The 26,262-nt window shown below is 72.1% G+C and carries 26 protein-coding genes; 16 read left to right on the plus strand and 10 right to left on the minus strand.

The window, feature by feature from the left end:
- Positions 1–28: 28 nt before the first annotated feature.
- From AB0A65_RS10170 to AB0A65_RS10200, 7 genes are read left to right on the plus strand one after another with little or no spacing between them, the layout of a single operon-like run.
- Positions 29–961, plus strand: a complete 933-nt coding sequence (locus tag AB0A65_RS10170; protein WP_359949346.1) for a sugar ABC transporter permease — start codon at positions 29–31, stop codon at positions 959–961.
- A complete protein-coding gene (locus AB0A65_RS10175) occupies positions 958–1,848 on the plus strand; it encodes a carbohydrate ABC transporter permease (protein WP_359949349.1) in 891 nt (296 codons plus the stop codon). Before AB0A65_RS10170 ends, AB0A65_RS10175 begins: the two co-directional genes overlap by 4 nt.
- Positions 1,845–2,729: an NAD(P)-dependent oxidoreductase gene (locus AB0A65_RS10180; RefSeq protein ID WP_359949352.1), complete on the plus strand. Its 885-nt coding sequence runs from the start codon at positions 1,845–1,847 to the stop codon at positions 2,727–2,729. The genes AB0A65_RS10175 and AB0A65_RS10180 overlap by 4 nt, the downstream gene beginning before the upstream one ends.
- 36 nt (positions 2,730–2,765) lie before the next feature.
- Positions 2,766–4,022 carry an enolase C-terminal domain-like protein gene (locus tag AB0A65_RS10185; protein ID WP_359949355.1) on the plus strand — a complete coding sequence of 419 codons (1,257 nt, stop codon included), beginning with the start codon at positions 2,766–2,768 and terminating at the stop codon, positions 4,020–4,022.
- Positions 4,019–5,257, plus strand: coding sequence for an ROK family transcriptional regulator (locus AB0A65_RS10190; protein ID WP_359949358.1), 1,239 nt, complete (start codon positions 4,019–4,021; stop codon positions 5,255–5,257). The genes AB0A65_RS10185 and AB0A65_RS10190 overlap by 4 nt, the downstream gene beginning before the upstream one ends.
- Positions 5,254–6,081: a hypothetical protein gene (locus AB0A65_RS10195; protein ID WP_359949361.1), complete on the plus strand. Its 828-nt coding sequence runs from the start codon at positions 5,254–5,256 to the stop codon at positions 6,079–6,081. The genes AB0A65_RS10190 and AB0A65_RS10195 overlap by 4 nt, the downstream gene beginning before the upstream one ends.
- Entirely contained in the window at positions 6,078–6,923 is an 846-nt protein-coding gene (locus AB0A65_RS10200) for a sugar phosphate isomerase/epimerase (protein WP_359949363.1), read from the plus strand. The genes AB0A65_RS10195 and AB0A65_RS10200 overlap by 4 nt, the downstream gene beginning before the upstream one ends.
- Here AB0A65_RS10200 and AB0A65_RS10205 read toward each other — a convergent pair.
- Positions 6,920–7,921, minus strand: coding sequence for a substrate-binding domain-containing protein (locus AB0A65_RS10205; protein WP_359949366.1), 1,002 nt, complete (start codon positions 7,919–7,921; stop codon positions 6,920–6,922). The genes AB0A65_RS10200 and AB0A65_RS10205 overlap by 4 nt on opposite strands.
- A gap of 140 nt (positions 7,922–8,061) precedes the next feature.
- Here AB0A65_RS10205 and AB0A65_RS10210 point away from each other — a divergent pair, with 140 nt between their 5' ends.
- The 3 genes from AB0A65_RS10210 (at position 8,062) to AB0A65_RS10220 (ending at position 11,431) form a co-directional block, all read left to right on the plus strand.
- Positions 8,062–8,769 (plus strand): ThuA domain-containing protein, encoded by a 708-nt coding sequence (locus AB0A65_RS10210; protein ID WP_359949369.1) that lies wholly within the window; start codon positions 8,062–8,064, stop codon positions 8,767–8,769.
- Entirely contained in the window at positions 8,754–9,842 is a 1,089-nt protein-coding gene (locus tag AB0A65_RS10215; protein WP_359949372.1) for a Gfo/Idh/MocA family oxidoreductase, read from the plus strand. Before AB0A65_RS10210 ends, AB0A65_RS10215 begins: the two co-directional genes overlap by 16 nt.
- A gap of 119 nt (positions 9,843–9,961) precedes the next feature.
- Positions 9,962–11,431 carry an Hsp70 family protein gene (locus AB0A65_RS10220; RefSeq protein ID WP_359949375.1) on the plus strand — a complete coding sequence of 490 codons (1,470 nt, stop codon included), beginning with the start codon at positions 9,962–9,964 and terminating at the stop codon, positions 11,429–11,431.
- A gap of 7 nt (positions 11,432–11,438) precedes the next feature.
- Here the strand turns inward: AB0A65_RS10220 and AB0A65_RS10225 are convergent, their stop codons facing one another.
- A complete protein-coding gene (locus tag AB0A65_RS10225; RefSeq protein ID WP_359949378.1) occupies positions 11,439–12,599 on the minus strand; it encodes a nucleoside 2-deoxyribosyltransferase domain-containing protein in 1,161 nt (386 codons plus the stop codon).
- Between the two features lie 129 nt (positions 12,600–12,728).
- On the opposite strand from AB0A65_RS10225, the gene AB0A65_RS10230 reads away from it, so the two are divergent.
- The 3 genes from AB0A65_RS10230 to AB0A65_RS10240 all read left to right on the plus strand — a co-directional run bounded on the left by AB0A65_RS10230 (position 12,729) and on the right by AB0A65_RS10240 (position 15,492).
- Positions 12,729–13,700 carry an aldo/keto reductase gene (locus AB0A65_RS10230; protein ID WP_359949381.1) on the plus strand — a complete coding sequence of 324 codons (972 nt, stop codon included), beginning with the start codon at positions 12,729–12,731 and terminating at the stop codon, positions 13,698–13,700.
- A gap of 13 nt (positions 13,701–13,713) precedes the next feature.
- The gene (locus tag AB0A65_RS10235) at positions 13,714–14,193 is read left to right on the plus strand and encodes a hypothetical protein (RefSeq protein WP_359949384.1); all 480 of its coding nucleotides are present in this window, start codon (positions 13,714–13,716) and stop codon (positions 14,191–14,193) included.
- Between the two features lie 63 nt (positions 14,194–14,256).
- Positions 14,257–15,492 carry an endo-1,4-beta-xylanase gene (locus tag AB0A65_RS10240; RefSeq protein WP_359949387.1) on the plus strand — a complete coding sequence of 412 codons (1,236 nt, stop codon included), beginning with the start codon at positions 14,257–14,259 and terminating at the stop codon, positions 15,490–15,492.
- Here the strand turns inward: AB0A65_RS10240 and AB0A65_RS10245 are convergent.
- Both AB0A65_RS10245 and AB0A65_RS10250 read right to left on the minus strand, forming a co-directional pair.
- On the minus strand, positions 15,489–16,589 hold the full coding sequence (locus AB0A65_RS10245; RefSeq protein ID WP_359949390.1) for an acyltransferase: 1,101 nt from the start codon (positions 16,587–16,589) through the stop codon (positions 15,489–15,491). The genes AB0A65_RS10240 and AB0A65_RS10245 overlap by 4 nt on opposite strands.
- Positions 16,590–16,677: 88 nt before the next feature.
- The gene (locus AB0A65_RS10250; RefSeq protein ID WP_359949393.1) at positions 16,678–17,310 is read right to left on the minus strand and encodes a TetR/AcrR family transcriptional regulator; all 633 of its coding nucleotides are present in this window, start codon (positions 17,308–17,310) and stop codon (positions 16,678–16,680) included.
- A gap of 117 nt (positions 17,311–17,427) precedes the next feature.
- Here AB0A65_RS10250 and AB0A65_RS10255 point away from each other — a divergent pair, with 117 nt between their 5' ends.
- The gene (locus AB0A65_RS10255) at positions 17,428–17,700 is read left to right on the plus strand and encodes a DUF2277 domain-containing protein (protein WP_359949396.1); all 273 of its coding nucleotides are present in this window, start codon (positions 17,428–17,430) and stop codon (positions 17,698–17,700) included.
- Positions 17,701–17,702: 2 nt separating this feature from the next.
- On the opposite strand, the gene AB0A65_RS10260 is transcribed toward AB0A65_RS10255, so the two are convergent.
- From AB0A65_RS10260 to AB0A65_RS10270, 3 genes are all read right to left on the minus strand, one after another.
- Complete coding sequence (locus tag AB0A65_RS10260) at positions 17,703–18,605, minus strand: 2-hydroxyacid dehydrogenase (protein ID WP_359949399.1); 903 nt, start codon at positions 18,603–18,605, stop codon at positions 17,703–17,705.
- 119 nt (positions 18,606–18,724) lie between these two features.
- Positions 18,725–19,324, minus strand: coding sequence for a dihydrofolate reductase family protein (locus AB0A65_RS10265; protein ID WP_359949402.1), 600 nt, complete (start codon positions 19,322–19,324; stop codon positions 18,725–18,727).
- An 88-nt stretch (positions 19,325–19,412) separates the two neighbouring features.
- A complete protein-coding gene (locus AB0A65_RS10270; RefSeq protein ID WP_359949404.1) occupies positions 19,413–20,405 on the minus strand; it encodes an aminoglycoside phosphotransferase family protein in 993 nt (330 codons plus the stop codon).
- Positions 20,406–20,528: 123 nt separating this feature from the next.
- Here AB0A65_RS10270 and AB0A65_RS10275 point away from each other — a divergent pair, with 123 nt between their 5' ends.
- A complete protein-coding gene (locus AB0A65_RS10275) occupies positions 20,529–23,036 on the plus strand; it encodes an excinuclease ABC subunit UvrA (RefSeq protein WP_359949407.1) in 2,508 nt (835 codons plus the stop codon).
- Here the strand turns inward: AB0A65_RS10275 and AB0A65_RS10280 are convergent.
- On the minus strand, positions 23,011–23,874 hold the full coding sequence (locus tag AB0A65_RS10280; RefSeq protein WP_359949410.1) for a DUF6597 domain-containing transcriptional factor: 864 nt from the start codon (positions 23,872–23,874) through the stop codon (positions 23,011–23,013). The genes AB0A65_RS10275 and AB0A65_RS10280 overlap by 26 nt on opposite strands.
- 65 nt (positions 23,875–23,939) lie before the next feature.
- Between AB0A65_RS10280 and AB0A65_RS10285 the strand changes: the two genes are divergently transcribed.
- Positions 23,940–24,719, plus strand: a complete 780-nt coding sequence (locus AB0A65_RS10285; RefSeq protein ID WP_359949413.1) for a class I SAM-dependent methyltransferase — start codon at positions 23,940–23,942, stop codon at positions 24,717–24,719.
- 3 nt (positions 24,720–24,722) lie between these two features.
- On the opposite strand, the gene AB0A65_RS10290 is transcribed toward AB0A65_RS10285, so the two are convergent.
- A complete protein-coding gene (locus AB0A65_RS10290; protein ID WP_359949416.1) occupies positions 24,723–25,613 on the minus strand; it encodes an SDR family oxidoreductase in 891 nt (296 codons plus the stop codon).
- A gap of 62 nt (positions 25,614–25,675) precedes the next feature.
- On the minus strand, positions 25,676–26,230 hold the full coding sequence (locus AB0A65_RS10295) for a hypothetical protein (RefSeq protein WP_359949419.1): 555 nt from the start codon (positions 26,228–26,230) through the stop codon (positions 25,676–25,678).
- Positions 26,231–26,262: the final 32 nt, after the last annotated feature.

The following is a 26,262-nucleotide window of genomic DNA, read 5'->3' on the forward strand; positions in this document are numbered from 1 at the left end:
GGCCGGCCCTCGGAAACGGAGACCACCCATGACAGACACGCTCGAAGCGGCGCCGCAAGCCAAGCGCCGCAAGCGGTTCAACCTCACGCGCTGGGCGCGCGGCGGCGGCCTGCACGCCGTGCTCTTCGCGGTCCCGGTCGTGCTCGTGTACGCGTACTTCAGCTGGGGCCCGGTGATCCAGGGGCTCGTCCTGAGCTTCCAGAAGACCAACCTCATCCAGCCCGCCGAATGGGTCGGCTGGTCGAACTTCACGTACGTGCTCGCCGACCCCGGCCTCGTCCAGGCGTCGCTGAACACCGCGTACTTCGCGCTCCTGGCCCTCGTGTTCGGCTTCCCGATCCCGATCGTCCTGGCCGTGCTCATCAACGAGCTGCGCAAGTACGACTCGCTGTACAACGCGCTCGCCTACCTCCCGGCGATCGTCCCGCCCGTGGCCGCGATCCTGCTGTGGAAGTTCTTCTACGACCCGAACGCGACGGGCATGTTCAACACCGCGCTCGGCTGGATCGGCCTGGGGCCCTTCCCGTGGCTCAACGCCGAGAACAGCGCCATGCCCTCGATCGTCCTGTACGCCACGTGGGCCGGGGCCGGGTCCACCGCGATCATCTACATCGCCGCGCTGTCCACAGTGCGCACCGAGCTGTACGAGGCCGCGGAGATCGACGGCGCCGGGATCTGGCGCCGCATCTGGCACATCACCCTCCCGCAGCTGCGGAACGTCATCTTCGTGATGATGCTCCTCCAGCTCATCGGCACGTTCCAGATCTTCACCGAGCCGTTCCTGTTCACCGGCGGCGGCCCGAACAACGCCACGCAGACGATCCTGCTGAAGATCTACAACTACGCGTTCGTCAACGGCGACTTCGGGGCCGCGACCGCGCTCAGCGTCCTCCTCGCGGCGTTCCTGGGCCTGCTCTCCGTCGCCTACTACTTCGTCACCAAGCGGTGGAGCACCTCATGACCGAGCTCAAGGAACGCGGCGTCGTCTCCCTCGCCGACCGCAGGCGCCCCTCCGTGCGCGCGTGGTTCGGCATCGCCCAGACGGTCCTGCTGATCGTCCTCATCGTCTCCGGCCTCGGCCCGCTCCTGTGGGCCGCCAAGGCGTCCGTGTCGCCCTCGAACGACATCGTGTCCGACCCGATGGGGATCTGGTTCAGCCCCAACGACTGGGGCAACCTCGCCCTCGCCTGGAACGGCGCCCGCATCGGGCAGTCCCTGGGCAACACCGTGGTCCTCGCGGTCGGGTCCACACTGTCCACGCTCATCGTCTCCGTCGCGGCGGCGTTCCTGCTCAGCGTGCTGCGCCCCAAGTGGGGCCCGTGGCTGTCGGGCGCGATCCTCGCGACCCTGTTCCTGCCCGGCGTCGTCTCGTTCGTGCCGCTGTACCTGACGATCCTCGACATGCCGCTGCTGCACGTCAGCCTCCAGGACACGTTCTGGGCGGTCTGGCTCCCCGCCGGGGCCAGCGCGTTCAACGTCGTGGTCCTCAAGCGGTTCTTCGACTCGATCCCGCGCGAGTACATGGAGGCGGCGACCATCGACGGGGCCGGGCCGCTGCGCGTGCTCACCATGGTGGTGCTGCCGCTGTCGCGCCCGATCCTCGGCGTCATCGTGCTGCTGTCGATCGTGGGGTCGTGGAAGGAGTTCCTGTGGCCCATGCTGGTCCTGTCGAACCCCGACCTCCAGCCGGTCTCGGTGATGCTGCCGCGGCTGGCGACCGGCAACTCGCCGCTGGCGGTCCAGATGGCCGCCGTGTTCCTGTCCATCATCATCCCCGTGGTGCTCTTCGCGATCTTCCAGAAGCAGTTCCTCCGCGGGGTCGGCACCGCAGGAGGTGTGAAGGGATGACGTCCCTCAACGGAGCCCGGGTCCTCGTCACGGGCGCCTCGGGCCGCATCGGCCCGGTCGCGGTCGCGCACCTGCGCGCCGCGGGCGCCCAGGTCACGACGCTGTCCATACAGGAGAACCCGGGCTTGGAGGCCGAGCGGGTCCTGGTGGGCGACACCCGGTCCCAGGAGGACGTCGCGACCGCGCTGGAGGGCGCCGACTTCGTCGTGCACCTCGCCGCGCTCGCGCACCGCGACATCGCCCCGCCCTACGACGTGTACTCCGTGAACGTCGTCTCGACGTTCAACGTGCTCGCGCAGGCCGGGGCCGCGGGGATCGGCCGGGCGGTCGTGGCGGGGAGCATCAACGCCTACGGGCTGCCGATGAACCGCCACGAGGTGACGCCCGCGTACTTCCCGCTCGACACCGACATCCCCGTGGACATCGCCGACTGGTACTCGCTGTCGAAGCACCACGGCGAGAGCACCGCGCGGATGGCGTGGCGGCAGTGGGGGATCGACGTGGTGACGCTGCGGTTCCCGCACGTCCACGACGAGGAGGCGCTCATGGCCCAGTCGAAGCAGCTCGAAGCGGACCCGCGGCCGGGCCTGCGGGAGGCGTGGTCGTACCTGCACACCGAGGACGCCGCCCGCGCGATCGTCCTGGCGCTCACGGCGAAGACCACCGGCGCGCACGCGTTCTTCCTGGCCGCGGGCGACACGATCGCGCCGTACCGGACCGAGGCGATGCTGGAGGCGTTCGCGCCCGCCGCGCCCCGCCTGCGCCGCTTCGTGGAGCGCGAGGTCCCGATCGACCTGACGCCCGCGCGGGAGCTCATCGGCTTCGAGGCGCACCGCGACCTGCTCGTGCCGACGCTCGACCTCCCGGCCGAGTTCCGGTGACCCCCATAATGGAGACCCAGCAAGGAGCAGCGACCCATGACGATTGAAACGTTCGCGAACCCGTGGCCGCCCCGCGAGGACGTCGCGATCACCTCCGTGCGGGCGATCAGCACCGCGCCCGACGGCATCGCGCTCGTCGTCGTGCGCGTCGACACGAACGTGCCCGGGCTCTACGGGCTCGGCTGCGCCACGTTCACGCAGCGGTGGAAGGCCGTGGTGTCGTTCGTGAACGACCACCTCGCGCGCCTCCTCGTCGGCCGCTACCCCGGCGACATCGGCGACCTCACCCGCCTCGCCGCGTTCACCGGGTACTGGCGCGGCGGGCCCGTCACGAACAACGCGATCTCCGGGATCGACCAGGCGCTGTGGGACATCGCCGGGAAGCGAGCCGGGATGCCCGTCCACGAGCTGCTCGGCGGCAAGGTGCGCGCCGCGGCGGACACGTACCTGCACGCGGCGGGGCGCACGATCGGCGAGGTCGTCGAGGACGCCCAGCGGCTCATCGAGCGCGGCCAGCGGCACGTCCGGCTCCAGATGTCCACGCCCGGCGGCGGCGGGTACGGCGCCCCGAGCGTCCCCACCGAGTACCCGGACGCGCCCTACCGGAACGGCTGGTCCGCCCGCGACTACCTGCGCCGCACCCCGGCCCTCTTCGAGGCCGCCCGCGACAAGCTCCCGGACCACGTCGAGCTGCTGCACGACGTCCACTCCAGACTCACCCCGAAAGAGGCCGTCTGGCTCGCCCGCGCACTGGAGCCGTACCGGCTGTTCTTCCTCGAAGACGTGCTCGCCCCCGAGCACTGGGACCGCCTCCCCGAGGTGCGCGCCGCCAGCCCCGTCCCGATCGCGGTCGGCGAGCTGACGACGTCCCTTCAGGACGCGGTGCGGCTGGTGCGCGACGGCGGCGTGGACTTCATCCGCAGCCACGTCTCCGACATCGGCGGACTCACGAACGCCCGCAAGGTGGCCGACCTCGCCGAGCTGTGCGGCGTGCGCACCGCCTGGCACGGCCCCGGCGACACGTCCCCGATCGGCGCCGCCGCGAACGTCGCCCTCGACGTCACCTCCGCGGCCTTCGGCATCCAGGAAGGCCACGTGTACAGCGAACGCGTGCATGAGGTCTTCCCCGGGACGCTCCGCATCGAGGACGGCTGGCTCCGCCCGAACGAGGCCCCCGGCTGGGGCATCGGCCTGGACGAGGCCGCCGCCGCCAAGTACCCCGCCGAGCTGTCCGGGCACGACGCCTGGGCCGCCGGCGTCCGCAGACCCGACGGCGCACTGGAGGCCCCGTGACCGACCGGCACACCGCACCGACCCGCCCGAGCGACCGGGCCGGCGCCAACCAGTCCGACCTCGGCTCGTTCAACGAGGCCACGATCATCGAGACGATCCGCCAGGCCGGGGCCATCTCCCGCGTCGAGATCGCCGAGCGGACCGGCCTGACGCAGCAGTCGGTCTCGCGCATCCTGCGCATCCTCCTCGAACGCGGCCTCCTCGCCGAGGGCGCCTCCGAGCGCGCCGAGCGCCTCGGCAAGCCCCGCACCCCCGTGCGGCTGCGCGCCGAGGCCGCCCACGCGGTCGGGGCCCTCGTGGACCCCGAACTCGTCACCGTGGTCCTCACCGACCTCGACGGGACCGCACTCCACAAGCAGCGCATCCCCATCGAGCACGGCACCTCCCCGGAGGCGCTGGTGGAGACCATCGCCGCGTGCACCGAGGAGGCCGTCACCGCCTCGGGCATCGACCGGTCCACGTTCCTCGGCACCGGCGTCGCCGCCCCCGGCCCGATCACCACCGACGGGGAGCTCCTCGACCTGCCGCTGTCGCGCGAATGGCGCAACGTGCCGCTCCGGTCCATGCTCGCCGCACGGCTCGACTGCCCCGTGGTCCTGGAGAAGGACGGCGCCGCCGCCGCGGTCGGCGAGCGCTGGGTCGGCCGCACCGAGCGCGCCAGCGACTTCGTCTACCTCTACTTCGGGACCGGCATCGGCTCCGGCCTCGTCCTCAACGGCGAGACCTACCGCGGCATGAGCGCCAACGCGGGCGAGTTCGGGCAGCTGTGCGCCGTCAGGTCCGGGCGCGTGGACGACTCCGGCCGTCCACGCCTCGTGCGCGAATGCAACCCGACCGCCGCGCTCCCCGAGATCGCCCGCGAACTCGGCTACACCGGCACGGCCGCAACGTACCTGGAGATGTGCGCCGAAGTCGGCGCGGGCGACCCGGCCGCCACCGCCGCGGCCCGGCAGATCGCCGACGTCATCGCGCTCGGCGCGGTCGCCCTCATCGACCTGCTCGACCTGCCGCTCCTCGTCGTCGGCGGGCCCGCCTTCGAGCCCCAGATCGAGGCCCTCACCCTCGACGCCATCGACAAGGCCGTCAACACCATGCCCACCGCCCGGCACGCCCGGCACGTCGCCGTGGAGCGCTCAATGGTGAAGACCGAGGCCGGCGCCATCGGCGCGGCCTCCACGATCTTCCACGCCTCGTTCGCGCCCTCCGTGCGCCGCACCCGGGGGTACGGCCTGTGAAGCGCTTGGCCGCAGGCGAGTACACGGTGGACGTCGACCCCGTCGGCGCCCGCATCGCCTCGATCCGCCACGCCCCCAGCGGGACCGAGTTCCTCCTGACCGTCCCCTGGGGCGAGGAGGACTGGAGCGGCGCCCACCAGTCCGCGAACTCGAACGAGGAGTGGCACCGCCGGTACGCGGGCGGCTGGCACACGCTCGTGCCCAACGCCGGGGACGCGCGCACCGTCGACGGGATCGCCCACCCCTTCCACGGCGAGGCCGCATGGCGGCGCTGGCAACCGGTTGAAGCCGACACTGCTTTTTGCGAGTTCGCGGTGGTCCTGCGCACCGCCCCGCTCACCGTGCGCCGCAGAGTGGAGGCCACCGGGGCCGGGGTGCGCGTGACCCAGACCGTCGCCAACTACGGGTCCGCCGACGCGGCCTTCACCTGGGTCGAGCACCCGGCGTTCGGCCCGGCCCTCATCGGCCCCGACGCCGTCGTCACGATCGGCGAGGACCGCGTGGACGCGCGATTCGACTCGCACAGCGGCTTCCAGGAGCTGCGCGCGAAGGGCCGCGGCACGGCCGCGATCCGCAACGGCGCCAAGGCCGCCGTGCTCACCTGGGACCCGGAGCCGTTCCCCTACCTGTACGTCTGGCAGGAGCACCGCGCCAACTCCGGATTCCCCTGGTGGGGCGCGGCCGACACCATCGCCCTCGAACCGGCCTCCCGGCCCTACGAGCACGGCGGCGGCCCGCTCGGGCCGCTGACGCTCGCGCCGGGCGCGTCCATGACTGCCGCGTTCGAGCTGACCTGCACCGTCGACACGAAGGAGCCCGCATGACCAGGATCGGCGTCCAGTGCTTCACCCTGCGCGACGAGTTCCCCGCGCACGGCGTGTACGAGACCTTCCGGAAGGTCCGCGACATCGGCTACCGCACCGCGGAGGTCTCCGCGCTGGCGATGACCAAGGAGAACGTCGCCGAGCTCGTGCGCGTCCGCGAGGAGCTGGGCTTCGAGTTCGCCTCGATCTCGGGCGGGCTCACCGGCGAGGAGTCGCTGACCACCGCGTTGGGCAAGTTCGTCGACGACGCGCACGCCCTCGGCGCGGACATGATCCGCATCGGGATGCTCCCGCCCGAAGCCATGCGCGATGCGTCCACTGTGGCGGCGTTCGCCGACGGCTGCCAGGAAGTCGCGGTTCGCCTTGCGGACGAGGGCATCCGGCTCCACTACCACAACCACCACGTCGACTTCGCGAAGTACGACGGCCGGTACCTGCTCGACGTCATCGCCGAGCGCTCCCCGCTGGTGGGCCTGGAGATCGACGCGCACTGGGTCCAGCGCGGCGGCCTCGACCCCGTGCGGACCCTCCGCAGGTACGCCGGGCGCGTCTCCATGGTCCACCTCAAGGACTACCGGATCGCGCGCCTGCCCGTCGAGGTCTACACCGCGCTCGATGCGGGCGACCGCGGCCCGTGGCAGGAGGCCATGCAGCAGATCGTCCAGTTCGCGGAGGTGGGGGAGGGCAACCTCGACTTCCCGTCGATCATCGACGCCGCCATCGCGATCGGCGCCGACCACCTCCTGGTCGAGCAGGACGAGTTCTACGGCCGCACCGCGATCGAGTGCCTCACGACCTCGTACCTGAACCTCGTCGCGATGGGCTATGGCGAGCTGTTCTAAGGGCGTCCGGTGGAGCCGCGGACGATCAGCTGGGTCGCCAGCTCCTCGCGCGGGGCGTCCCGCGGCGGGTCGGCCATGATCCGCAGCAGCATCCGCATCGCGGCCTCGCCCATCTCCGCGATCGGCTGGCGCACCGTCGTCAGCGCGGGGCGCAGCCACTGCACCTCGGGGAGGTCGTCGAAGCCGACGACGCTCAGATCGGCGGGAATGCGCAGGCCCAGGGACTCCGCGGCGTCGTACACCCCCGCGGCGATGTTGTCGGTGCACGCGAAGATCCCCGTCGGCGGGTGCGCGGCGCCGAGCAGCGCCGCGGCGCCCTCGGCGGCCCCGGTCTCGGTCCACTCGATGTACGCCACCTCCACCTTGACGTCGGCATGCGCTGCGGCCGAACGGAACCCGTCCACGCGCGCCTGCGTGTACAGGGCCCTCCGGTCGGCCCCGAGCACCGCGAGCCGCTCGTGGCCCAGCCCGATCAAGTGCTCGGCCGCGGCCCGGCCGCCCGCCCAGTTCGCCGCCCCCACGCTCGCCACAGTGGACGGCGGCTGCGTCACCGGGTCGAGCAGCACCACCGGGACGCGCGCCGCGGCGAGCGTCGCCAACTGCCCGGCCGTCACGTCCACCAGCGCGAGCACCGCGCCCCGCAGGTTCCGCTCCAGCAGCCGCGTCAGCCACGCGCCGTCCCTGCGCGCCACCGACACCACCAGGTCCACCCCGGCGGCCGTAGCGGCCCGCTCCACGCCCATGAGCGCCCGGTTCGCCCACGTGCCCTCCACGCCGCTCAACACGAGGTCCACAAGCGACGGACGATCGGTCCGCGGCACCGCCCCGCGACCCGACCGCCCCCGGTACCCCAGGTCGGCCACGGCCCGCATCACGCGCTCGCGCGTCGCCGCCGACACGTCCGAGCGCCCGCTGAGGACCTTCGAGGCCGTCGGCACCGTCGTCCCGGCCGCCTCGGCCACGTCGGCGAGCGTCGTCCGCCGCTCCTTCTCCTGCATGGCCGCAGCATACCGAGCACACGAAAACTTGCGCAACTCGGCCGCCGAAATTCGGGCTGGCTATAGCGCGAAACTCTTGACATAATGAACCGATGGCGCCTGACCGGCGCCGAAACTTGCGCAACATTTGGAGCCAAGCAATGCCTACTGCCGAGAACAAGCGCGCGCTCGTCGTGCGCGGCGGATGGGACGGGCACCAGCCCGTCGAGGCCACCGACTCGTTCCTGCCCTTCCTCAAAGAGCACAGCTACGACGTCCGCGTCGAGGACGCCACCGCCGTCTACGCCGACGCCGGGTACATGGCCACGGTCGACCTGATCGTCCAGACCAACACCATGAACACCATCGAGCGCGACGAACTGCACGGCCTCATCGCCGCCGTCGAGAACGGCGCCGGCATGGCGGGCTGGCACGGCGGCATCGCCGACTCCTACCGCAACAGCTCCGACTACCTCCAGTTCATCGGCGGCCAGTTCGCCACCCACCCCACCCGCGCCCCGCGCGAGGAGCTCAAAGGCGAGGCCGGCGACTGCTTCACGCACTACACCGTGAACATCGTCCCCGACCAGGCCGACCACCCGATCGTCCAGGGCATCGAGGACTTCGACCTCCACACCGAGCAGTACTGGGTCCTCTCGGACGAGCTCAACGACGTCCTCGCGACCACCACCATCCCCGTCACCCCGTACCACCCGTGGCACCGGCCCGTGACCTGCCCGGCCGTCTGGACCCGCGAATGGGGCCAGGGCCGCATCTTCGTCGCCACCCCCGGCCACGACACCGGCGTCCTCGCCGACCCCAACGTGCGCACCATCATCGAAAGGGGCATCCTGTGGGCCAGCCGCTGAACATCGGCATCATCGGCGTCGGAGCGATCTCCGGCCAGTACCTCGCCGCCTTCGAGCGCCTCGACGCCGTGCGCCTCACCGCCGTCGCCGACCTCGACGACGCCCGCGCCAAAGAAGTGGCCGACGCCCAGGGCGTCCGCGCCCTCACCGTCGACGCCCTCCTCACCGATCCCGGCGTGGACCTCGTCCTCAACCTGACGATCCCCGCCGCCCACGCCGACATCGCCCTCAAGGCCATCGCCGCGGGCAAGGACGTCTACGGCGAGAAGCCCCTCGCCGCCGACCTCGGCGACGCCAAAGCCGTGCTCGACGCCGCCCGCGAGGCGGGCGTGCGCGTCGGCTGCGCCCCCGACACCGTCCTGGGCACCGGCATCCAGACTGCCCGCAAGGCCGTGGACGACGGCCTCATCGGCACCCCCGTCGCCGCCACCGCCACCATGCTCACCCCCGGCCACGAGCGCTGGCACCCCAACCCGGACTTCTACTACGTCCCCGGCGGCGGCCCCCTCCTCGACATGGGCCCCTACTACGTGACCGCGCTCGTCACCCTCCTCGGCCCCGTCGCCTCCGTCGTCGGCGCCGCCAGCCACACCCGCGACACCCGCGTCATCGGCTCCGGTCCCCGTGCGGGCGAGACGATCCCGGTCACGATCGACACCCACGTCACCGGCGTCCTCCGCCACGAGTCCGGCGCCCTCTCCACCCTCGTCATGAGCTTCGACTCGGTCGCCACCCGCGCCTCCAACATCGAGGTCCACGGCCAGACCGGCTCCCTCGTCGTCCCCGACCCCAACGGCTTCGCCGGGGACGTGCAGCTCCACCCCCTCGGCGGCGAGTGGCAGACCCTCCCGCCGTCCGCGGGCTACCGCGACGCCGCCCGCGGCTACGGCGTCGCCGACCTCGCCACCACCCCGCCCGGCCTTCCCTTCCGCGCCAACGGCGACCTCGCCTACCACGTCCTCGACACCATGACCGCCCTCCTCCAGGCGGCCCACGAGGGCACCGCAGTCACGGTGGAGAGCACCTGCCCCCGCCCGGCCGCCGTCCCATTGCAGGACGCACCCGGTAAATAGGGGGACCGTGCGTGACAAGGGACGGACACAAAGCGATCGGATCGGGTATTTCAGCAGGTAAAGGGGATTAGACGCAAGGTAGATCAAAGGGCGTCTATTCCAGTTTCTAGACTCGGATCATGCAGCACAACCCCGCAATGGCAGCGATCGGCGTCGAGCTCGGAGGGCCGAATGTCACGCTGTCGGTCCGACGCGGCGACCAGGAGACCGAGATCCGTTGCCTGGACGGCGAAGCGACGCTGGAAGCCGTGCTCGGGCGGGTCCGCGACGCCAGGGACGAGGCCGCGGGGTCGGTCCCCGCGCCCGTCGGGTTCGCCGTCCCCGCGACGTGGGGCGCGCCCCGGCGGCAGGAGCTCGTGTACCTGGCCCGCGAGGCCGGGCTCGGCGAGGTCGAGGTCATGGCCGGGCCCGAGGCCGCCGCGGTCTGCTACGTGGAGGGCCTCGGGCGCGAGCTGGGGACCGGCGCCGGGCTCGTCGTGTGCGACCTGGGCGCGAACACCTTCGACGTCACCGTGGTCGTCCGCGGCGAGGACGACTTCCAGCACCGCGCCTCCGCGAGCACCGCCGCCGTCGGCGGCCGCGAGTTCGACCAGCTCCTCTTCGCGTACCTCTCCGGCCGCTACCGCGACACCGACCCCGACTTCTGGGACAAAGTGGACTCCCCGGCGACCGTCGAGGACGAGGCCCTGCGCGCCGCGCTCCTCGCCGAGATCCGCAGCGCCCGCGAACTGATCTCCAAGCGCCCCAGGGCGGGCGTGCCGCTCCCCGTGGGCGAGCGCGACCTCCACCTGACCCGCGACGAGCTCGAAGCGTGCATCGCCGAACTCGTCGACCAGGCCGCCGACCTCGCCGTCGCGGCCATCGCCGAGGCCGACACGGCCGTCACCGGGCTTATCCTCGTCGGCGGCGCCAGCCGCACCCCGCTCCTCGCGACCGCGCTCGCCGCCCGCACCGGCCTCGAACCGGTGCTTCCCGCGTTCCCCGAGGCCGCCGCGGCCGACGGCGCGCGGATCGTCGCGCTCGCGAACGCCCCCGTCGCGGACGTCAAGGGCCGCCCGAACAAGAAGCGCCGCCTGGTGGTCCTCGCCGCGGTGCTGGTGCCGCTGGTCGCCGCGGGCGCCGTCTACGGCAACCAGCTCGGGGACGACGACCGGCCCGAGGCCACCGCCTCCGAGTCGCCCGAGCCGAGCGCGACCTCCGCGAGCGAGGCCCCGACCTCGCCGGACGAGGAGGGCGACACCGGCGGCGCCGGGGGCCAGGAGGCCCCGGGCTCCCCGAACGCGGTGGAGTCCGAAGCGTCCGAGGAGGAGTCGGAGAGCGACCCGACGACCGAGGCCGCCGAGGTCCCCACCTCGGGCGACGTCCCGGAGGTCACGGGCATGACCGCGAACGAGGCCGAGGCGGCGCTGGGCGCCGCCGGGTTCGCCGCGGTCGCGCGCACGGGCGAGCAGGAGGGCCTCTTCGGCCCGTACTACGACGACTGCGAGGTCATCGGGCAGGACCCGGCGGCGGGGGAGGAGCGCGCGTTCGCCGACACGATCACGATCACATACTCCTACAGCGGGACCGACGAGACCGTCTGCGACTGAGGTCCGCTCAGCCGAGCGCCTGGGCGATCATCCCGAGGGTCGCCCAGTCCACCAGGCCGCGCCTGCGGATCTCCCCGTAGGACGCGATCTCGATCCACGTGCGCTCCGTGCCGCCGTCGCCGTGCGGCTCGTCCCGGTGCGCGCGGAACCACTCCAGCTCGGCCTCGGTGATCTCGGCGGCGAACAGGTGCGCCCGGTGCGCCGACACGGTGGCCGCGACCTGGCGGACCCCTATGGGCCGCAGGCGGTCCGCGGTGAACGTCATGCCGGTCTCCTCCCGGACCTCGTCGAGGGCCTGGACCGCCGGATCGGCGGGCCCGCGGCTGGAGCCGCCGGGCAGCTCGTGGACGAACCCGTCGGAAGTCGAAGCGGGGGAGCGGAACTCGCGCACCAGCACGATCACCGTCTCGTCCAAAGTGGCCCCGGGCCGGTACAGCAGCACCTGCGAGGTGTCGGGCCGGGAGATGACGACCTCGTTGGTCTTCACGCGGTCCTCGGCGGTGACACGGACGCGCACATGTGCGGCCCAGAACACGACGTGGTCGCGCCGCTCCCCGGCCCGGAACGTCCACTCCAGACTCGCGCCTTCGAGGACGTTGCCCGCGTGAACCTGCGCCCGGTACCAGTTCTGGAAGCTCTCGGTGCGCCACACCAGGAGCGGGACCGACCGCTCCCCGCCCTCGCGCCGCGCCCCGTCCCCGATCATCGCCAGCGCCGCGGCGACGGTGTCGCCGAGCCGCTCGGCGACGGGCACGCCACGAGAGTCCGCGAGGTGCCGCAGGTACTCGTTCTTGACCGCCTCGGGAGGCGCCCCGTAGACCACCTTCCCGGTGGCGTACCAGATGCCCCACTCGATGTTCGTGGTCAGCGCGGGCATGGTCGCCAGGTCGCGCGGGACCCAGAAGAGCACCACGTCGGCGTCGTGCATCGCGCGGTGCTCCCACTCGACCTGCCCGGTGTAGTCGCTGAGGACGCCCTCGCGCAGCTCCGGCGTGAAGACCACGAGCCGCCCCGGCCGCGTCCACTGCTCGCGCAGGTGCGCGACGGCGACGGGGTTCCAGGAGGGGACGCCCGCGTCCCGCGGCAGCGGCCCGGCGAGGAACACCGCGGCGTCCCACCACTCAGGAGGCGTCTCGTTCGCATGCACCACAACGACCTCGGATGCCACCGGGACTCCCCTCGACGCGTATTTGAGCCGCCTCAGTCTACGTCAGGACCGCCGTCCGGGCCCTCGTTCGCGCCGCCGTGAAAGGGCTTTCTGCGCGGACTAGGATCGGTCCTGACCAATGGAGGAACCATGGAATACACCCAGCTGGGCCGCGCGGGCGTCAAGGTCTCGCGCATCGTCCTCGGCACCATGAACTTCGGGCCGGAGACCGAGGAGGCCGACGCGCACCGGATCATGGACCGCGCGCTCGAACTCGGCGTGAACTTCTTCGACACCGCGAACGTGTACGGCCGCGACCGCAAGGGCTGGACCGAGGAGATCATCGGCCGCTGGTTCGCCGCCCGCCCCGAGGCCCGCGACCAGGTCGTCCTCGCCACCAAGGTGTACGGCGCCATGAGCGACGCCGTGAACGACCGCGGCCTGTCGGCGTACAGCATCCGCGCCCAAGTCGAGGCGTCCCTCAAGCGCCTCCAGACCGACCGCATCGACCTCTACCAGTTCCACCACATTGACCGCACGGTCCGCTGGGAGGAGATCTGGGAGGCGATCGAAGTCCTCGTCGCGCAGGGCAAAGTGGTCTACTCCGGCTCCTCGAACTTCGCGGGCTGGATGATCGCGCAGGCCAACGAGCAGGCCGCCAAGCGCGGCAGCTTCGGCCTCGTCTCCGAGCAGTCGATCTACAGCCTCGTCAACCGCAACATCGAGTTGGAGGTCATTCCGGCCTCGCAGCAGTACGGCCTCGGCGTCATCCCGTGGTCCCCGCTCGCGGGTGGGCTCCTCGGCGGCGTCCTCGCGAAGGCCGCCGAGACCGGCCGGCGCGCGACCGCCCACATGGCCGCCCGCATCGAGGAGCACCGCCCGGCCCTGGAGGCGTACGAGGCCCTCGCCGCGGCCAAGGGCATCGCGCCCGCGGTCCTCGGCCTCGCGTGGGTCCTGCGCCAGCCCGGCGTCACGGGCCCGATCATCGGCCCCCGCACCATGAGCCAGCTCGAAGACGCCGTCGCCGCACTCGACGTCGAGCTCACCGACGAGGACCTGAAGACCCTCGACGGGCTGTTCCCCGGCCCCGGCGGTGCCGCTCCGGAGGCGTACGCCTGGTAGGTAGGTTGGCGGGGTGCCTCCCCGACTCCTCGTGCGCAAGCGCCTCCGATCGCTCGCCGCACTCGAACTCGTGAACATCCCGCTCCAGGCGTTCGTCTGGTTCGGCCTCCTCGGACTCCCCGCGAGCGCCGCGAACCTCACCGGGTTCGCGGCGTTCGCGCTGCTCCTGGTACAGGGCGCCGCGTACTGGGCGGCGAAGCTGCGCCAGATCGACGCGGGCGGCCCCCTGCCCGGGGCGGTGGTCTTCGCGGCCGCGCTCCGGGCCAACCCGGCCGTGCTCGTCGCCGCCGTCCTCTTCACCGGCTGGTCCGCGGTCGCCGATCCGGGCCGGTCGGCCTTCCTCGGCCTGGGCTTCGCGCTGTTCGCGGTCCTGGAGCACGTCAACTACTTCCACGTGCAGCTGATGTACGACAACCGGGCCGACCTCCGGCGCCTCGCCGCGCACGGTCCCGCCCGGTCCCATCTCTCGCGGGACCTCGCCCGCCGCCCTTGACGTGAGGGCGCGCGGCTGCTGGAATACGGGTGCACCGATAATTCCATGGAAGGCAGCCCCGAGATGTCAGAAACTTCCGGACGGTTCCGGCACCGGACCGCCGACGCGACGGTCGCCCTCACCCTCGACGGCGAGCCCCTCGCGGACCGCGAGGTCGTCCTCGAACAGACCCGGCACCGGTTCCTGTTCGGGTGCATCGGGTTCGACCTGATCGACCACGCGAACGGCACCGCCGCCGACCCCGAGGGCGCCGCCCGCAACGCCGAGCTGTGGGAAGGGGTCTTCAACTTCGCGACCCTCCCGTTCTACTGGGGCCGCTACGAACCCGAGCGCGGCAGGCCCGACACCGAGCGCCTCCTCAAGGCCGCCCGCTGGTTCGCCGAGCGCGGCCACCCCGTCAAGGGCCACCCGCTCGCCTGGCACACCGTCACCGCGGACTGGCTCCTCGACCTCGACAACGAATCGATCGCGCGCGCCCAGGTCGAGCGCATCGAGCGGGAGGTGGGCGGCTTCGCGGGCGCCATCGACATGTGGGACGTCATCAACGAGGTCGTGATCATGCCGATCTTCGACAAGTACGACAACGGCATTACCCGCCTGTGCCGCGACATCGGCCGCATCCCCATGGTGCGCATGGTCTTCGACGCCGCCCGGGAGGCGAACCCCTCGGCGACGCTGCTGCTCAACGACTTCGACATGTCCGCGGCCTACGAGTGCCTCATCGAGGGCGTCCTCGAAGCCGGTATCCGCATCGACGCGCTCGGCCTCCAGAGCCACATGCACCAGGGCTACTGGGGCGAGGAGAAGACCGAGGCGGTCCTGGACCGGTTCTCACGGTACGGCCTCCCGATCCACTTCACCGAGACCACGATCGTCTCGGGCGACATCATGCCGCCTGAAATCGTCGACCTGAACGACCACGTGGTCGACTCGTGGCCCTCCACGCCCGAAGGCGAAGCGCGCCAAGCGGACGAGATCGAACGCCACTACCGGACGCTCCTCGCGCACCCCTCCGTCGAGGCGGTCACCTACTGGGGCATGAACGACGCGGGCATGTGGCTCGGCGCCCCCGGCGGCCTCGTCCGCGCCGACGGCACCCCCAAGCCCTCCTACGACCGTCTCCACCGCCTCGTCAACGAGGAGTGGGGCACCCCGCGCACCGTGCTCACCACGGACGCCGAGGGCCGCCTGCGCTTCACCGGCTTCCTCGGGGACTACCGGATCACCGCGGGGGACCGCCGGGCCGACGTCGCGCTCGTCGAACCCGGCGAGGCCCGCGTGGAGGCCGCGCTCGCCTAGCGGCTCTCCGCCATCGCCGGCGCGGGCCGCGGCGCGCTCCTGAGCCCGAACAGGGCCCGCGCCGGGTTCCAGCGGCGGTTCGCCTCGTACGTGGCGATGCTGAGGGCGAACGCGCCCAACGCGATCGCCAGGTACGGGAGGACGCCGTGGTCGCTCACCCGGAACACGTAGTACGCGGCGACGACCAGGTACGTCTGGTGGACGATGTAGACGGGGAACGACGCTTGCGTCAGGTAGGTGATGAACGCGTTGGGGCGGTTGAGGTGCCGCCTGCCGTAGCCGAGGAACGCCAGGAGCACCGCCCAGTACACCGGGTGGTGCCACAGCACCGAGAGCAGGTCGCTCTGGCGCCCGACCGTGGCCTCCTCGACCACGATCGCCGCGGTCCCCGCGAGGGCGATGAGCCCGAAGACGTGCCGGTTCCGCTCGATCCCCGCGGTGATCGCGTCGTCGGTGGCGATGAAGAACCCGAGCAGGAAGTACCCGGCGGACACGAAGAGGCTCTTGCCCCCCGGCGCGGGCAGGAGCGCCAGGAGCGCGAGGCCCGCGCTGGCCGCGAACAGCAGGCGCGGGTCGCGCATCCACTTCGGCGAGTACTCGCGCTTCACGGTCCACCGCATGAGCGGCAGTGCGGCGACGCTCATGACGAACAGGAACGCGATGAACCACAGGTGCGCGGGGGACAGGCCGGTCAGCGGGTCCCAGTCGGCGAAGTCGGTGAAGTACGAGCCGAGGAAGTCCCAGTAGCTCCCGTTGTACCCCTCGTGGAACCGCAGCGCGTAGTAGGACTGCGGCGGCACGATCACCAGGCAGCCGAACAGGAACGGCACGGCCAGGCGCATCGTCCGCTCCTTCGCGAACGCCCCGGCGGAGCGGCGCTTGAGCACGAAGTACGCGGACATCCCGGCGATGAGGAACAGCAGCGGCGTGAACCAGAACGAGGAGGCATACACGAGGTACGTGGAGAACGCGTTCTCCCCGCCCTTGAGGTAGAAGGAGGTCTCGGTGGCGTCGGCGTTGAAGAAGCGGGCGGTGTGGAAGGCGAACAGGAACAGGATGCACAGGTTCCTGATCCAGTCGACGTAGTGGTGGCGCACGTGACGATTCCTTTGCAGCGGAACGAGGGTGAGGTCGGGCCGCGCCTCCGGCCGGGGCCGGGGCGGGATGCGGTGGGGGAGGGTCCTCTCAGCGCTCCTGGTCGCCGGTCAGCAGGGTCATGACCGCGGCGAGCGCGCGCTCGACGGTCGCGGCGTCGAGCGCCTCGGGGTCGGCCAGGTGCTCCATCGACAGGCCGTTGGTCAAGCAGTGCAGGATGATCCCCGCGAGCGCAGGGTCCACAGTGAGCTGAGCGCCGGTCTGCGCGGCGACGGCGGCCACCGCTTCGCCAGCGGCCTCGCGCTGGGCGCGGCGCATCGGAGCGAAGACCTCGCGGACCTGCTCGTCCCGGGTGGCCCGCGCGGCGAACTCCAGGCCGAGCGCGCCCCGCTCGGGGTCCCCGGCGATGCGGCCCGCGACGCGGGCGGCGGCGGCCTCCACGGCCGCGCCGATCCCGACGCCGTCCACATCGGCCTTGACGGCCTCGTGCTCGGCGTCGGCGCGCTCGGTGAGGACGGCGGCGAACAGCTCCCGCTTGCCGCCGAAGTTGGAGTAGACCGCGCCCTTGGTGAATCCGGCCGCCTGCGCGATGGCGTCGAGCCGCGCGTCGTCGTAGCCGCGCGCGGTGAACTCGGCCGCGGCCGCGGCCAGGATGCGGCGGCGCACCTCGTCGCGGGGGAGGCGCTTGGCGGGTTCGGCAGAGCCGCCGACAGGGTCGCTCATGCCCGCCACCGTAGCATACCGAAAGTACTGAATACCAGAAGTATTGAAAACTTCCGGTATCGAAGCAGGTCAGCGACGCGGCTGCGGACTGTCGGTGGCCCGTGTCAGGCTTGGGGCATGTGCCGAAGCATCCAGACCCTGTTCAACCTCGACCCCGTCGCCACCGATGAAGAGGTCGCCGCCGCGGCGCTCCAGTACGTGCGCAAACTGAGCGGGTCGGCGAAGCCGTCGAAGGCCAACCAGGAGGCGTTCGACAAAGCGGTCGAGGCGGTCGCCGCCGCCACCAGGGAGCTGCTGGACTCCCTCGTGACCGCCGCGCCGCCCCGGGACAGAGAGGAGGAGGCCGCGAAGGCCAAGGCGCGCTCCGCAGCGCGCTTCGGCACCGCCTGAGGTCAGTAGCCGTTCACGACCGTATTGGCGAGCGGCTCGCCCGCCGCGAGACGGCGGATCTGCTCGCCGACCGGCGGGTAGACCCGCGAGACGAACCCGGCGACCGCGCCGCCCACGTGCGGGGTGATGAGCGCGCCCTCCAGGCCCCACAGCTCGTGGTCGGCCGGAAGCGGCTCGGGCTCGGTCACGTCGAGCGCGCACCGCAGGCGCCCCGAGGCCACCTCGGCAGTCAGCGCGTCGGTGTCCACCACGCGCCCGCGCGCGGCGTTGACCAGGAGCGCGCCGTCCTTCATGTGCGCGAGGAACGCCGCGTCCACCAGGCCGTCCGTCTCGGGCGTCAGCGGCACGATGATGACCACGACGTCCGCCTTCGGCAGCACGTCGGGCAGGTCCTCGACCGTCCCCACGCCCGGCCGCGCGGTGCGGGCGATCTTCACGACGTTCACGTCGCTCGCCGCGAACCGCCGCGCCACCGACTCGCCGATCGACCCGGCGCCCACGATGACCGCGGTCGCGCCCGTCAGCGTCCCGGTGAACGCCGTCGCCCACTTCCGCTCCGCCTGGTTCCGCGCGAACGCGTCGAACCGGCGGATCGACGCGAGCGTCGCCGCCTGGATCCACTCGGCAGTCGTCTCGGTGTGCGCGCCCCGGTTGTCGCACAACGCGACCCCCGCGGGCATGATCGGGATCCACTTCTCGGCCCCGGCGCTCAGGATCTGCACCGCCGTCAGCCCCGTCATCGCCGCGAGCGCCCGCTCGTCCACGCCGCCGCCCCCCGCGACCAGCAGCTTCACGTCGGCCGGGTCGGAGGGGAACTCGCCGCCGTCCCAGACCTCGACCTCGGCGCCGTCGGGGAGGACTCCGAGGTGCGGCAGCCCCGCTTCATGAGCGATCCAGATCTTCATGCGCCCATCCTATGGCGCGCCCCACGCGGCCCCGACTGGCCGACCGGTAAGCCCGAGGATCGGTCACACGGGCACGCCGAAAGGCCGGGCCTGCCACCCGGCCGCATCCGTGCTCCGGCTCAGCCGCCCGCGGGCCGCCGCACCGGGTACCGCAGGTGCACCGCGCGCCGCCCCTGGACCACCACCGGGTCCTCCAGCAGCAGGTGCCCCGTGTCGAAGGCCGCGAAGTACGGCACGCCCTCCCCGAACAGCACCGGCACCAGGCTCACGCACACCTCGTCCACCAGGCCCAGCGCCAGCGCCTGCTGCGTGACGTTCGCGCTGGCGATCGTCACGTCCCGGTCCCCGGCGATCTCCTGCGCCTTTTCGAGCGCTTCCTTCACGCCGTCGGCGAACACCGTCCTCGGCCACCGCTCCGCGGCGTCCTCGGGCACGCCGTGCGAGACGACCACGACCGGCGCCCCCACCGGGTGCCGGTCGCCCCATCCGCTGGTCATGTCGAACAGCCGCCGCCCCGCCACGAGCGCGCCGCAGTTCCCGATGACCTCGTTCAGGAACGCCGCGCTTTCGGCGTCCACCGTGAGCGACACGCCCTCGTTCGGGTTGGCGACCTCCACGTCCCCGGCCCCGTACCACTCGAACAGCTCGCCGATCTGGTCGTCGGGCTGCGCGATGAAGCCGTCCAGCGACATCGTCATGTGGCTCAGCACCTTGCTCATCCTCGCTCCAATCCGCGTCGTACCGCCGGCTGCACGCCGGCGCTACGGATTGAGACGAGGCGGCCACCGCGGATTCATCGCGGCGGCGCTACGAGGCGAGCCAGCCCGTCCAGACCGGGAGCGATGCGAGCGTGACGTCCATGGCCGCCACCGACTCCCGCAGCATCCGCCCGAACCCGGCCTGGAACTCCGGGCTCCCGCCGCGGTGCCCGCACGCCATCCACATCTGCCAGGTCGCCGCGCCCACCCGGCCCGCGAACATGCCCGCGAACGCCGACTCGTCGGCCGGGCCGACCTCCCCGCCCGCGTCCGCGTACCCGGCCACGCAGGCCGCCACGATCCGCCGCTCCGGCACCAGCGAGCCGTCGCCGAACCCCGCGGTCTGGAACGCGGCCTGCACCAGCTCCCACCACGGCAGCTGCGCCCCGGCGGCGTCGAAGTCGAGCAGCACCGGCCCGTCCGCGCCGACCAGGATGTTCGGGAACCGCATGTCGCGGTGCATGACCTGCTTCTTCTCCCACAGGTCGCGGTTGGCCGCGACCATGTCGTTCGCCCGGTCCACGGCGCGCCGGAAGCTGCGGACCTCGTCCGCGCTGAGTACTTCGAGGCGCTCGGCCTGCTCGAACCAGTCGTCCCACTCGTCCTGCGGGTGGGTCCGGTAGTCGCCGTCCACGGTCGGGTCGGACGGGACGCCGAGCCGCGCGAGGTCGGCGACCACGCCGCCGATCCACCCGGCGAGCGCCTCCGAGGCGGGCGGTTCCGGATGCGCCCCTTCGAGGAAGCGCACGGCCCGCGCGTACCGGCCCCCGTCGATCGGGCGCCACAGGCCCGCCTCGCCCAGCTCGGTCGTGTGCGGCTCGGGCATCGCGACGCCGGAATCCCACGCGGCGGCTTCGAGCGCGCCGGACTGCGCGGACATCCGCAGCCAGAAGTCGCCCCACGGTTTGATGACCTTCACGACCCAAGGGCCCGAAGCGGTCTCGACCCGCCACACCGGGTTCTGCTCGTCGTCCTTGAGCATGGTCGGCGGCAGTGTCGGCCGCCCCAGATCGAGCTGCTCGGCCACACCGGTCACGTCCATAACCGGCCATTCAACCGGCCCCGCCCGGGGGCGGCAAGCGATTTAGCCGCCAGCCCCGACGAAAACCGCCCCTTCGGGCCGCGATGCGGCGAAGATGGCCTAGGCGGAAGGGGCGGCCTGGACATGGGACGAGACGGGGACGGCGCACCGGTGCGTATCGCGGTGCGCGGGGCGAGGGTCCACAACCTCAAGGACATCGACGTCGAGGTGCCGCTGCGCAGGCTCGTCGCCGTCGCGGGCGTCTCCGGGTCGGGCAAGTCCTCGCTCGCGCTCGGCGTGCTCTACGCCGAGGGCTCCCGCCGCTACCTGGAGGCCCTCTCCACCTACACGCGCCGCCGCCTCGCCCAGGCCCCGCGCGCCGAGGTCGACTCGGTCGAGCACGTCCCGGCCGCGCTGGCCCTGCGCCAGCGCCCCGGCGCGCCGTCCGTGCGCAGCACCTTCGGGACCTCCACCGAGCTGCTGAACTACCTGCGGCTCATGTACTCCCGGCTCGGCGCGCACCTGTGCCCCAACGGGCACCGGCAGGAGCCGACGATCGACGTCGCCACGGGCGCCGACCTGACGTGCCCGGTGTGCGGCGCCGAGTTCACGCCGCCGGGTGCGGAGTCGTTCGCGTTCAACTCCGACGGCGCCTGCCCGCGGTGCGAGGGCACCGGCGTGGTCCGGGAGGTGGACGAGAACGCGCTGGTTCCGGACGCGTCCAAGACCATTGAGGACGGTGCGGTTGCGCCGTGGTCCATGTTCGGGCTCACCGTCATGCCCGCGGTCGTCGCCGAACTGGGCGTGCGCACCGACGTGCCGTACGCCGACCTCACCGCGAAGGAGCGCGACACGGTCATGCACGGCCCCGAGGTCAAGCGCCAGATCCGCGTTCCTTCCAAGAGCGGCAAGCTGTTCGACCTGAACTTCACCTACCGCAACGCCCGGCGTGCGGTCGAGGAGGCGGTCCGCAACGCCGCCAGCGAGAAGGGCCTCGCCCGCGTCAACCGGTTCATCTCCGCCCAGACCTGCCCCGAATGCGGCGGCACCAGGCTCAACGAGCGGGCCCGCTCCACCACCGTCGACGGCGTGAACCTCGCCGAGGCCACCGCCAAGACCCTCGGCGAACTCGTCACGTGGGTTCCCGAGGTGGTCGCCGCGCTCCCCGCCGACATGGCCCGGATGGGCGAGACCATCACCGCGCAGTTCCTGGAGATCGCCAAGCGGCTCATCGGACTCGGCCTCGACTACCTCTCGCTCGACCGCGCGGGCGCGACCCTGTCCACGGGGGAGCGGCAGCGCGTGCAGCTGACCCGGGCCGTGCGCAACGAGACCACCGGCGTGCTTTACGTCCTCGACGAGCCCTCCATCGGCCTCCACCCCTCCAATGTCGACGGCCTCATCACCGTCATGCGCGACCTCCTCGCCGACGGGAACTCCGTGGTCATGGTCGACCACGACGTCCAGGTGCTCCGCGAGGCCGACTGGTTCATCGAGATCGGCCCCGGCTCGGGATCCCAAGGCGGGCAGGTGCTCGCGACCGGCGACGCCGCCGCGCTCGCCGCCGACGCGCGCTCGCTCATCGGCCCGTTCCTCGCCGGACGCGAACCCTCGGTCGTCCGCGCCCGCGCCGACGACGTGTTCGCTCTTGGTCGCATCACCCTGTCCACCAGGCCGATCCACACCGTCCACGCCCTCGGCCTCGACTTCCCGGCCGGGCGCCTGACCGCGGTCACCGGCGTGTCCGGCTCGGGCAAGACCACGATGGTCCTCGAAAGCCTCATCCCCGCTTTGCAAGCGCGCCTAGCGGAAGAACCGCTCCCGGCGCATGTCGCGGCCGTCGACGCCGGGCCGGTCCGCCGCGTCCACACCGTGGACTCCTCGCCCATCGGCGCGAACGTCCGCTCCACCGTGGCCACCTACACCGGCATCCTCGACGACCTGCGCCGCGCCTGGGCCGCCACTCCGGACGCGAAGGCGAACGGCCTCACCGCGGGTGACTTCTCCTTCAACACCGGCTCGCTCCGCTGCCCCAGATGCGAAGGGACCGGGGAGATCTCGCTCGACGTCCAGTTCCTCCCCGACGTCGACATCGCCTGCCCCGACTGCAAAGGCTGCCGCTACGCGCCCGCGGCCCACCGCTACGAGCGCGACGGGATCGCCCTCCCCGACCTGCTCACCCTCACCGCGACCCAGGCGCTCGACCGCGTCCAGGGCCTGAAGAAGGTGGGCACGCGCCTCCGGACCCTCGCCGACCTGGGCCTGGGCTACCTCACCCTCGGCGAGGCCACGCCCGCGCTCTCCGGCGGCGAGGCCCAGCGCCTCAAGCTCGCCTCCGAACTCGGCCGCGACCAGACCGACGCCCTGTTCGTCTTCGACGAGCCCTCCGTGGGCCTGCACCCGCTCGACGTGCGCACGCTCCTCGGCGTGCTCGACCGGCTCACCGGGCACGGCGCGACGGTCCTCGTCATCGAGCACGACCTGGACCTGATCGCCAACGCCGACTACGTGATCGACATGGGACCGGGCGGCGGCACGCGCGGCGGGACCGTCGTCGCCACCGGCACGCCCGACGACCTCACCCGCGAACCGGACAGCCTCACCGGCGCCTACCTCGCCCGGCACCTCAAGGCCGCGGGCCCCGCGACGTGACCGGTTCGGCCCGGAGCAGCGGCGCGAACGAGGCCGCATGGTCGTGCCCCTCAGCGCAGGTCAGGCGCGTCTGCGCCAGGAACACCCGCGGCGGGACGCCGGTGAGCCGCACGCACTCGCGCGACAGGTGCGCCTGGTCGGCGTACCCGATCCGCGTCGCCAGCCGCGCGAGGGTCTCGGTCGGCGCGCGGTGCCGCGCGATCGACTCCTGGACGAGGGCCAGGAACCCCTGGAACCGCAGCATCCGGTGCAGCGCCTTCGGTGCGAGCCCGACGGCGCTCAGGCAGCGGCGCCGCAGTTGCGTCTCCGAGATGTGCAGCGTCGCCCGTAGCGAGGCCACATCGTTTGCACGCCAGGGCATCAGGCCTCGCACCGCCGCTGACACCAGCTGATCGGGCTCCCCGCCGTCCCGGGCGCGCTCGAACACGTGACGTTCCAGTGCCGCCAGTGCCTCTTGCGGCGACGCGGCCTCCGCGACCGCCTCCCCGAGTTCGACCGCCGTGCGGCCCCAGACCGCCTCCGCCGCAACGTCGAACCCCGTCAGGTCCGAGGCCGGAAGTCCTGCGACCGCGGGGAACGCGCCGGGCGCGAACCGGACGCCGACCACGGTCGCCCCAGGCGCGATCGTCTCCGTCAGCGGCGCGGTGAGCGGCCCGACCACCCGCGGCGCGGCCCCGACCGTGCAGGCGAGTTCGATGGCGCCGTTGGGAAGGTGCCGGTGGACGTACGGTGCCGCGCCGGCCCCGACGCGCTGCACCCAGGCCGAGGCCACGAGCCCGCGCAGGGCCGGACCGGGCGCGCGCTCGACGTGGCTCTGCCCGCCGGCGGGGGTGTTCACGCCTCCGAGTATCCACGCCTGGTTCGTTCAAGACCGGGAGCGGCCTGCGGCCGTACGGTCGAACCATGTCCGACACCATCTCGAACGCAGCGGCCCAGGGCGAGCTCTGGAGCGGCGACCCGCAGTCCTGGGCCGAGACCGCCGAGGGCCGCATCCTGCCCCTCTACGAGCGCATCCTGCAACGGCTGCAACCGCACTCGGCCACTCGCCTCCTCGACGCCGGTTGCGGAGCGGGCCTCTTCGCCGACCTCGCCGCCCGCACCGGGGCCCACGTCTCGGGCCTCGACGCGGCCCCCGGCCTGATCGCCTACGCCCGCGCCCACCGCCCCGGACCGCGCTACGTCGTCGGCGACCTCGGCCGCCTCCCGTTCCGCGACAACGCCTTCGACACCGTCACCGCGTTCAACTCCGTCCACTACGCCGCCGACCCGCACCGCGCCCTCGCCGAGATCGCGCGCGTGAGCGCCGACCGGGCGGTCCTCACAGTCGGCGCTGGCCCTGACCAGGCCCGGAGCGCGGCGCTCATCAACCCGCTGGCCGCGCACGACGAGGTCCCGGACGCGGACGAGTTCGACCTCACCGACCCCGACGCCGCGGGCGACACCCTGCGCCGGGCCGGATTCGCCACGACGACCACCTTCGACATCGCGTTCGACGTGGACTACACCTCCATTGAGGAAGCCATAGGTGCTCAACTCCCTGCAGGACCGGTGATCGCAGCGGTTCGCCACTCAGGAAGCGCCGCAGTCGAATCCGCGCTGCGAACCCTCTTCACCTCGCTCACCCGCCCCGATGGCACGGTCGTCATGGGCATGGTCTTCCGCTGCCACCTGGCCGCGCACTGACGCTCAGCCGCGAAGGTGCGCCCAGGAATCGGGCTCGTTGTCCAGGAACTCCGCGAGCGTCCAGGGCCGCTGCCCCGTCACTTTCTCGATCGTATGGCTGGTCACCGAGGTCTCGCCGGTCGCGACGGCCTTGTAGGACCCGGCCCACCCGTCGATCTGCCACTCCTCGGCCCCGGCCCGCGACGCACGCGCCTCCTCGTCGGTCTCGGCCACGTACCGGATCTCGCTCCCGACGACCCCGCCGAGAATCCGCGCCGACTCGTCCATGCTCAGCGGCTCCGGCCCCGAGACGTCGTAGATCCGGTTGGCGTGCGCCGGGTCCACCAGCACCTGCGCGGCCAGTCGGGCCACGTCGTGCCGGGCGACCCAGGCGACCCTGCCCTTCCCTGCCGGGCCCTTGATCACTCCATCCTGGACGAATAGCGGCAGCATGTCCGCGTACAGCGCGTTGCGCAGCGCCGTGAGCCGCAGTCCCGACTCGACGATGAGCTGCTCGGTCAGCGAGTGCTCCCGCGCGAATGTGAACGTGGCGTGCGGCGACGCGCCCATGAAGGACGTGTACACCACCCGCTCGACCCCCGCCGCCACCGCGGCGCGCACCGCGCTCCGGTGCTCGGGCATCCGGTCCTCGCTCTCGTGCGCGGACACCATGAACAGCGTGTCCACCCCCGCCAGCGCCTCCCGCAGCGCCCCCTCGTCCTCGAACGACGCGACCGCCACCTCGGCCCCCGCCAGCACCGGCGCCCGCGACGCGTCCCGCACCACCAGCCGCTGCGCGACCCCGCGCCCGGCCAGCACCCGAGCCACCCGGCCCCCCAACTGCCCGGTGGCCCCGGTAACCGCAATGACCCCCACTGCCCGACCCCTCTCCTCGACCGGAACGAGAAACGGCACCCTGTTGGGGGTGCCGTTCGCTCTGAACGAATGCTAGCCCAGTATCCGCCCGCCCGGGGCGGTCAGGCGTTCCCCAGCCCGGACGTGAAGATGCCGTTCGAGGTGTGGATCGACACCATGACGTTCGCGCCCTCGGCAAAGGACAGGTCGTAGCGGTAGCCGCCCTGCGGGTGGTAGATCTCGCCGTTGATCGTCGCGAAGAGGGACACCCCGTCGGTAAGGGTGTCGTACACGTACACGTATTCCCCTTGGGGGTGAAACTCGATCTTGCCGGCGATCTGCCCGTTCGGGGTGTAGAGGGTGATCTTGACGGCCCACGCATCGGCATCGTGCTCGAAGTAGGTACCGTCCCATGCGTCGGGCAGCGTGCACGGGCAGAAGTCGGTGTCCTGCCTCTCGACGCGTGCGGAGTAGGCCGCCGCGGCCGCCATGTCACCCTGCGGCGCAGAGGTCCCCGAGCACCATTCAGGTGCAGGGTCGGGGGTGTCGTAGGTGCAGTGCCCATCGGGGCCGCTCCAACTTGAGGGGATCGCCTGTGCGGGCGCCGCTGCCAATACTGCTGCGGCAACGACCGCGGCGGCCAGTACCGCCCCGCGAAGGCACTTGAGCATGTTCACATCGCACTCCTGGTGTGAGTTTCCGTTGGTGC

The organism is Glycomyces sp. NPDC047010 (genome assembly GCF_040644205.1).
Taxonomy (GTDB): Bacteria; Actinomycetota; Actinomycetes; order Mycobacteriales; family Micromonosporaceae; genus Glycomyces.

Coding starts and splice junctions, on each gene's coding strand:
- AB0A65_RS10170 (WP_359949346.1), top strand. CDS start 29: ATGACAGACACGCTCGAAGCGGCGCCGCAAGCCAAGCGCCGCAAGCGG.
- AB0A65_RS10175 (WP_359949349.1), top strand. CDS start 958: ATGACCGAGCTCAAGGAACGCGGCGTCGTCTCCCTCGCCGACCGCAGG.
- AB0A65_RS10180 (WP_359949352.1), top strand. CDS start 1,845: ATGACGTCCCTCAACGGAGCCCGGGTCCTCGTCACGGGCGCCTCGGGC.
- AB0A65_RS10185 (WP_359949355.1), top strand. CDS start 2,766: ATGACGATTGAAACGTTCGCGAACCCGTGGCCGCCCCGCGAGGACGTC.
- AB0A65_RS10200 (WP_359949363.1), top strand. CDS start 6,078: ATGACCAGGATCGGCGTCCAGTGCTTCACCCTGCGCGACGAGTTCCCC.
- AB0A65_RS10205 (WP_359949366.1), bottom strand. CDS start 7,921: ATGCAGGAGAAGGAGCGGCGGACGACGCTCGCCGACGTGGCCGAGGCG.
- AB0A65_RS10210 (WP_359949369.1), top strand. CDS start 8,062: ATGCCTACTGCCGAGAACAAGCGCGCGCTCGTCGTGCGCGGCGGATGG.
- AB0A65_RS10220 (WP_359949375.1), top strand. CDS start 9,962: ATGCAGCACAACCCCGCAATGGCAGCGATCGGCGTCGAGCTCGGAGGG.
- AB0A65_RS10230 (WP_359949381.1), top strand. CDS start 12,729: ATGGAATACACCCAGCTGGGCCGCGCGGGCGTCAAGGTCTCGCGCATC.
- AB0A65_RS10240 (WP_359949387.1), top strand. CDS start 14,257: ATGTCAGAAACTTCCGGACGGTTCCGGCACCGGACCGCCGACGCGACG.
- AB0A65_RS10250 (WP_359949393.1), bottom strand. CDS start 17,310: ATGAGCGACCCTGTCGGCGGCTCTGCCGAACCCGCCAAGCGCCTCCCC.
- AB0A65_RS10255 (WP_359949396.1), top strand. CDS start 17,428: ATGTGCCGAAGCATCCAGACCCTGTTCAACCTCGACCCCGTCGCCACC.
- AB0A65_RS10260 (WP_359949399.1), bottom strand. CDS start 18,605: ATGAAGATCTGGATCGCTCATGAAGCGGGGCTGCCGCACCTCGGAGTC.
- AB0A65_RS10265 (WP_359949402.1), bottom strand. CDS start 19,324: ATGAGCAAGGTGCTGAGCCACATGACGATGTCGCTGGACGGCTTCATC.
- AB0A65_RS10270 (WP_359949404.1), bottom strand. CDS start 20,405: ATGGACGTGACCGGTGTGGCCGAGCAGCTCGATCTGGGGCGGCCGACA.
- AB0A65_RS10275 (WP_359949407.1), top strand. CDS start 20,529: ATGGGACGAGACGGGGACGGCGCACCGGTGCGTATCGCGGTGCGCGGG.
- AB0A65_RS10285 (WP_359949413.1), top strand. CDS start 23,940: ATGTCCGACACCATCTCGAACGCAGCGGCCCAGGGCGAGCTCTGGAGC.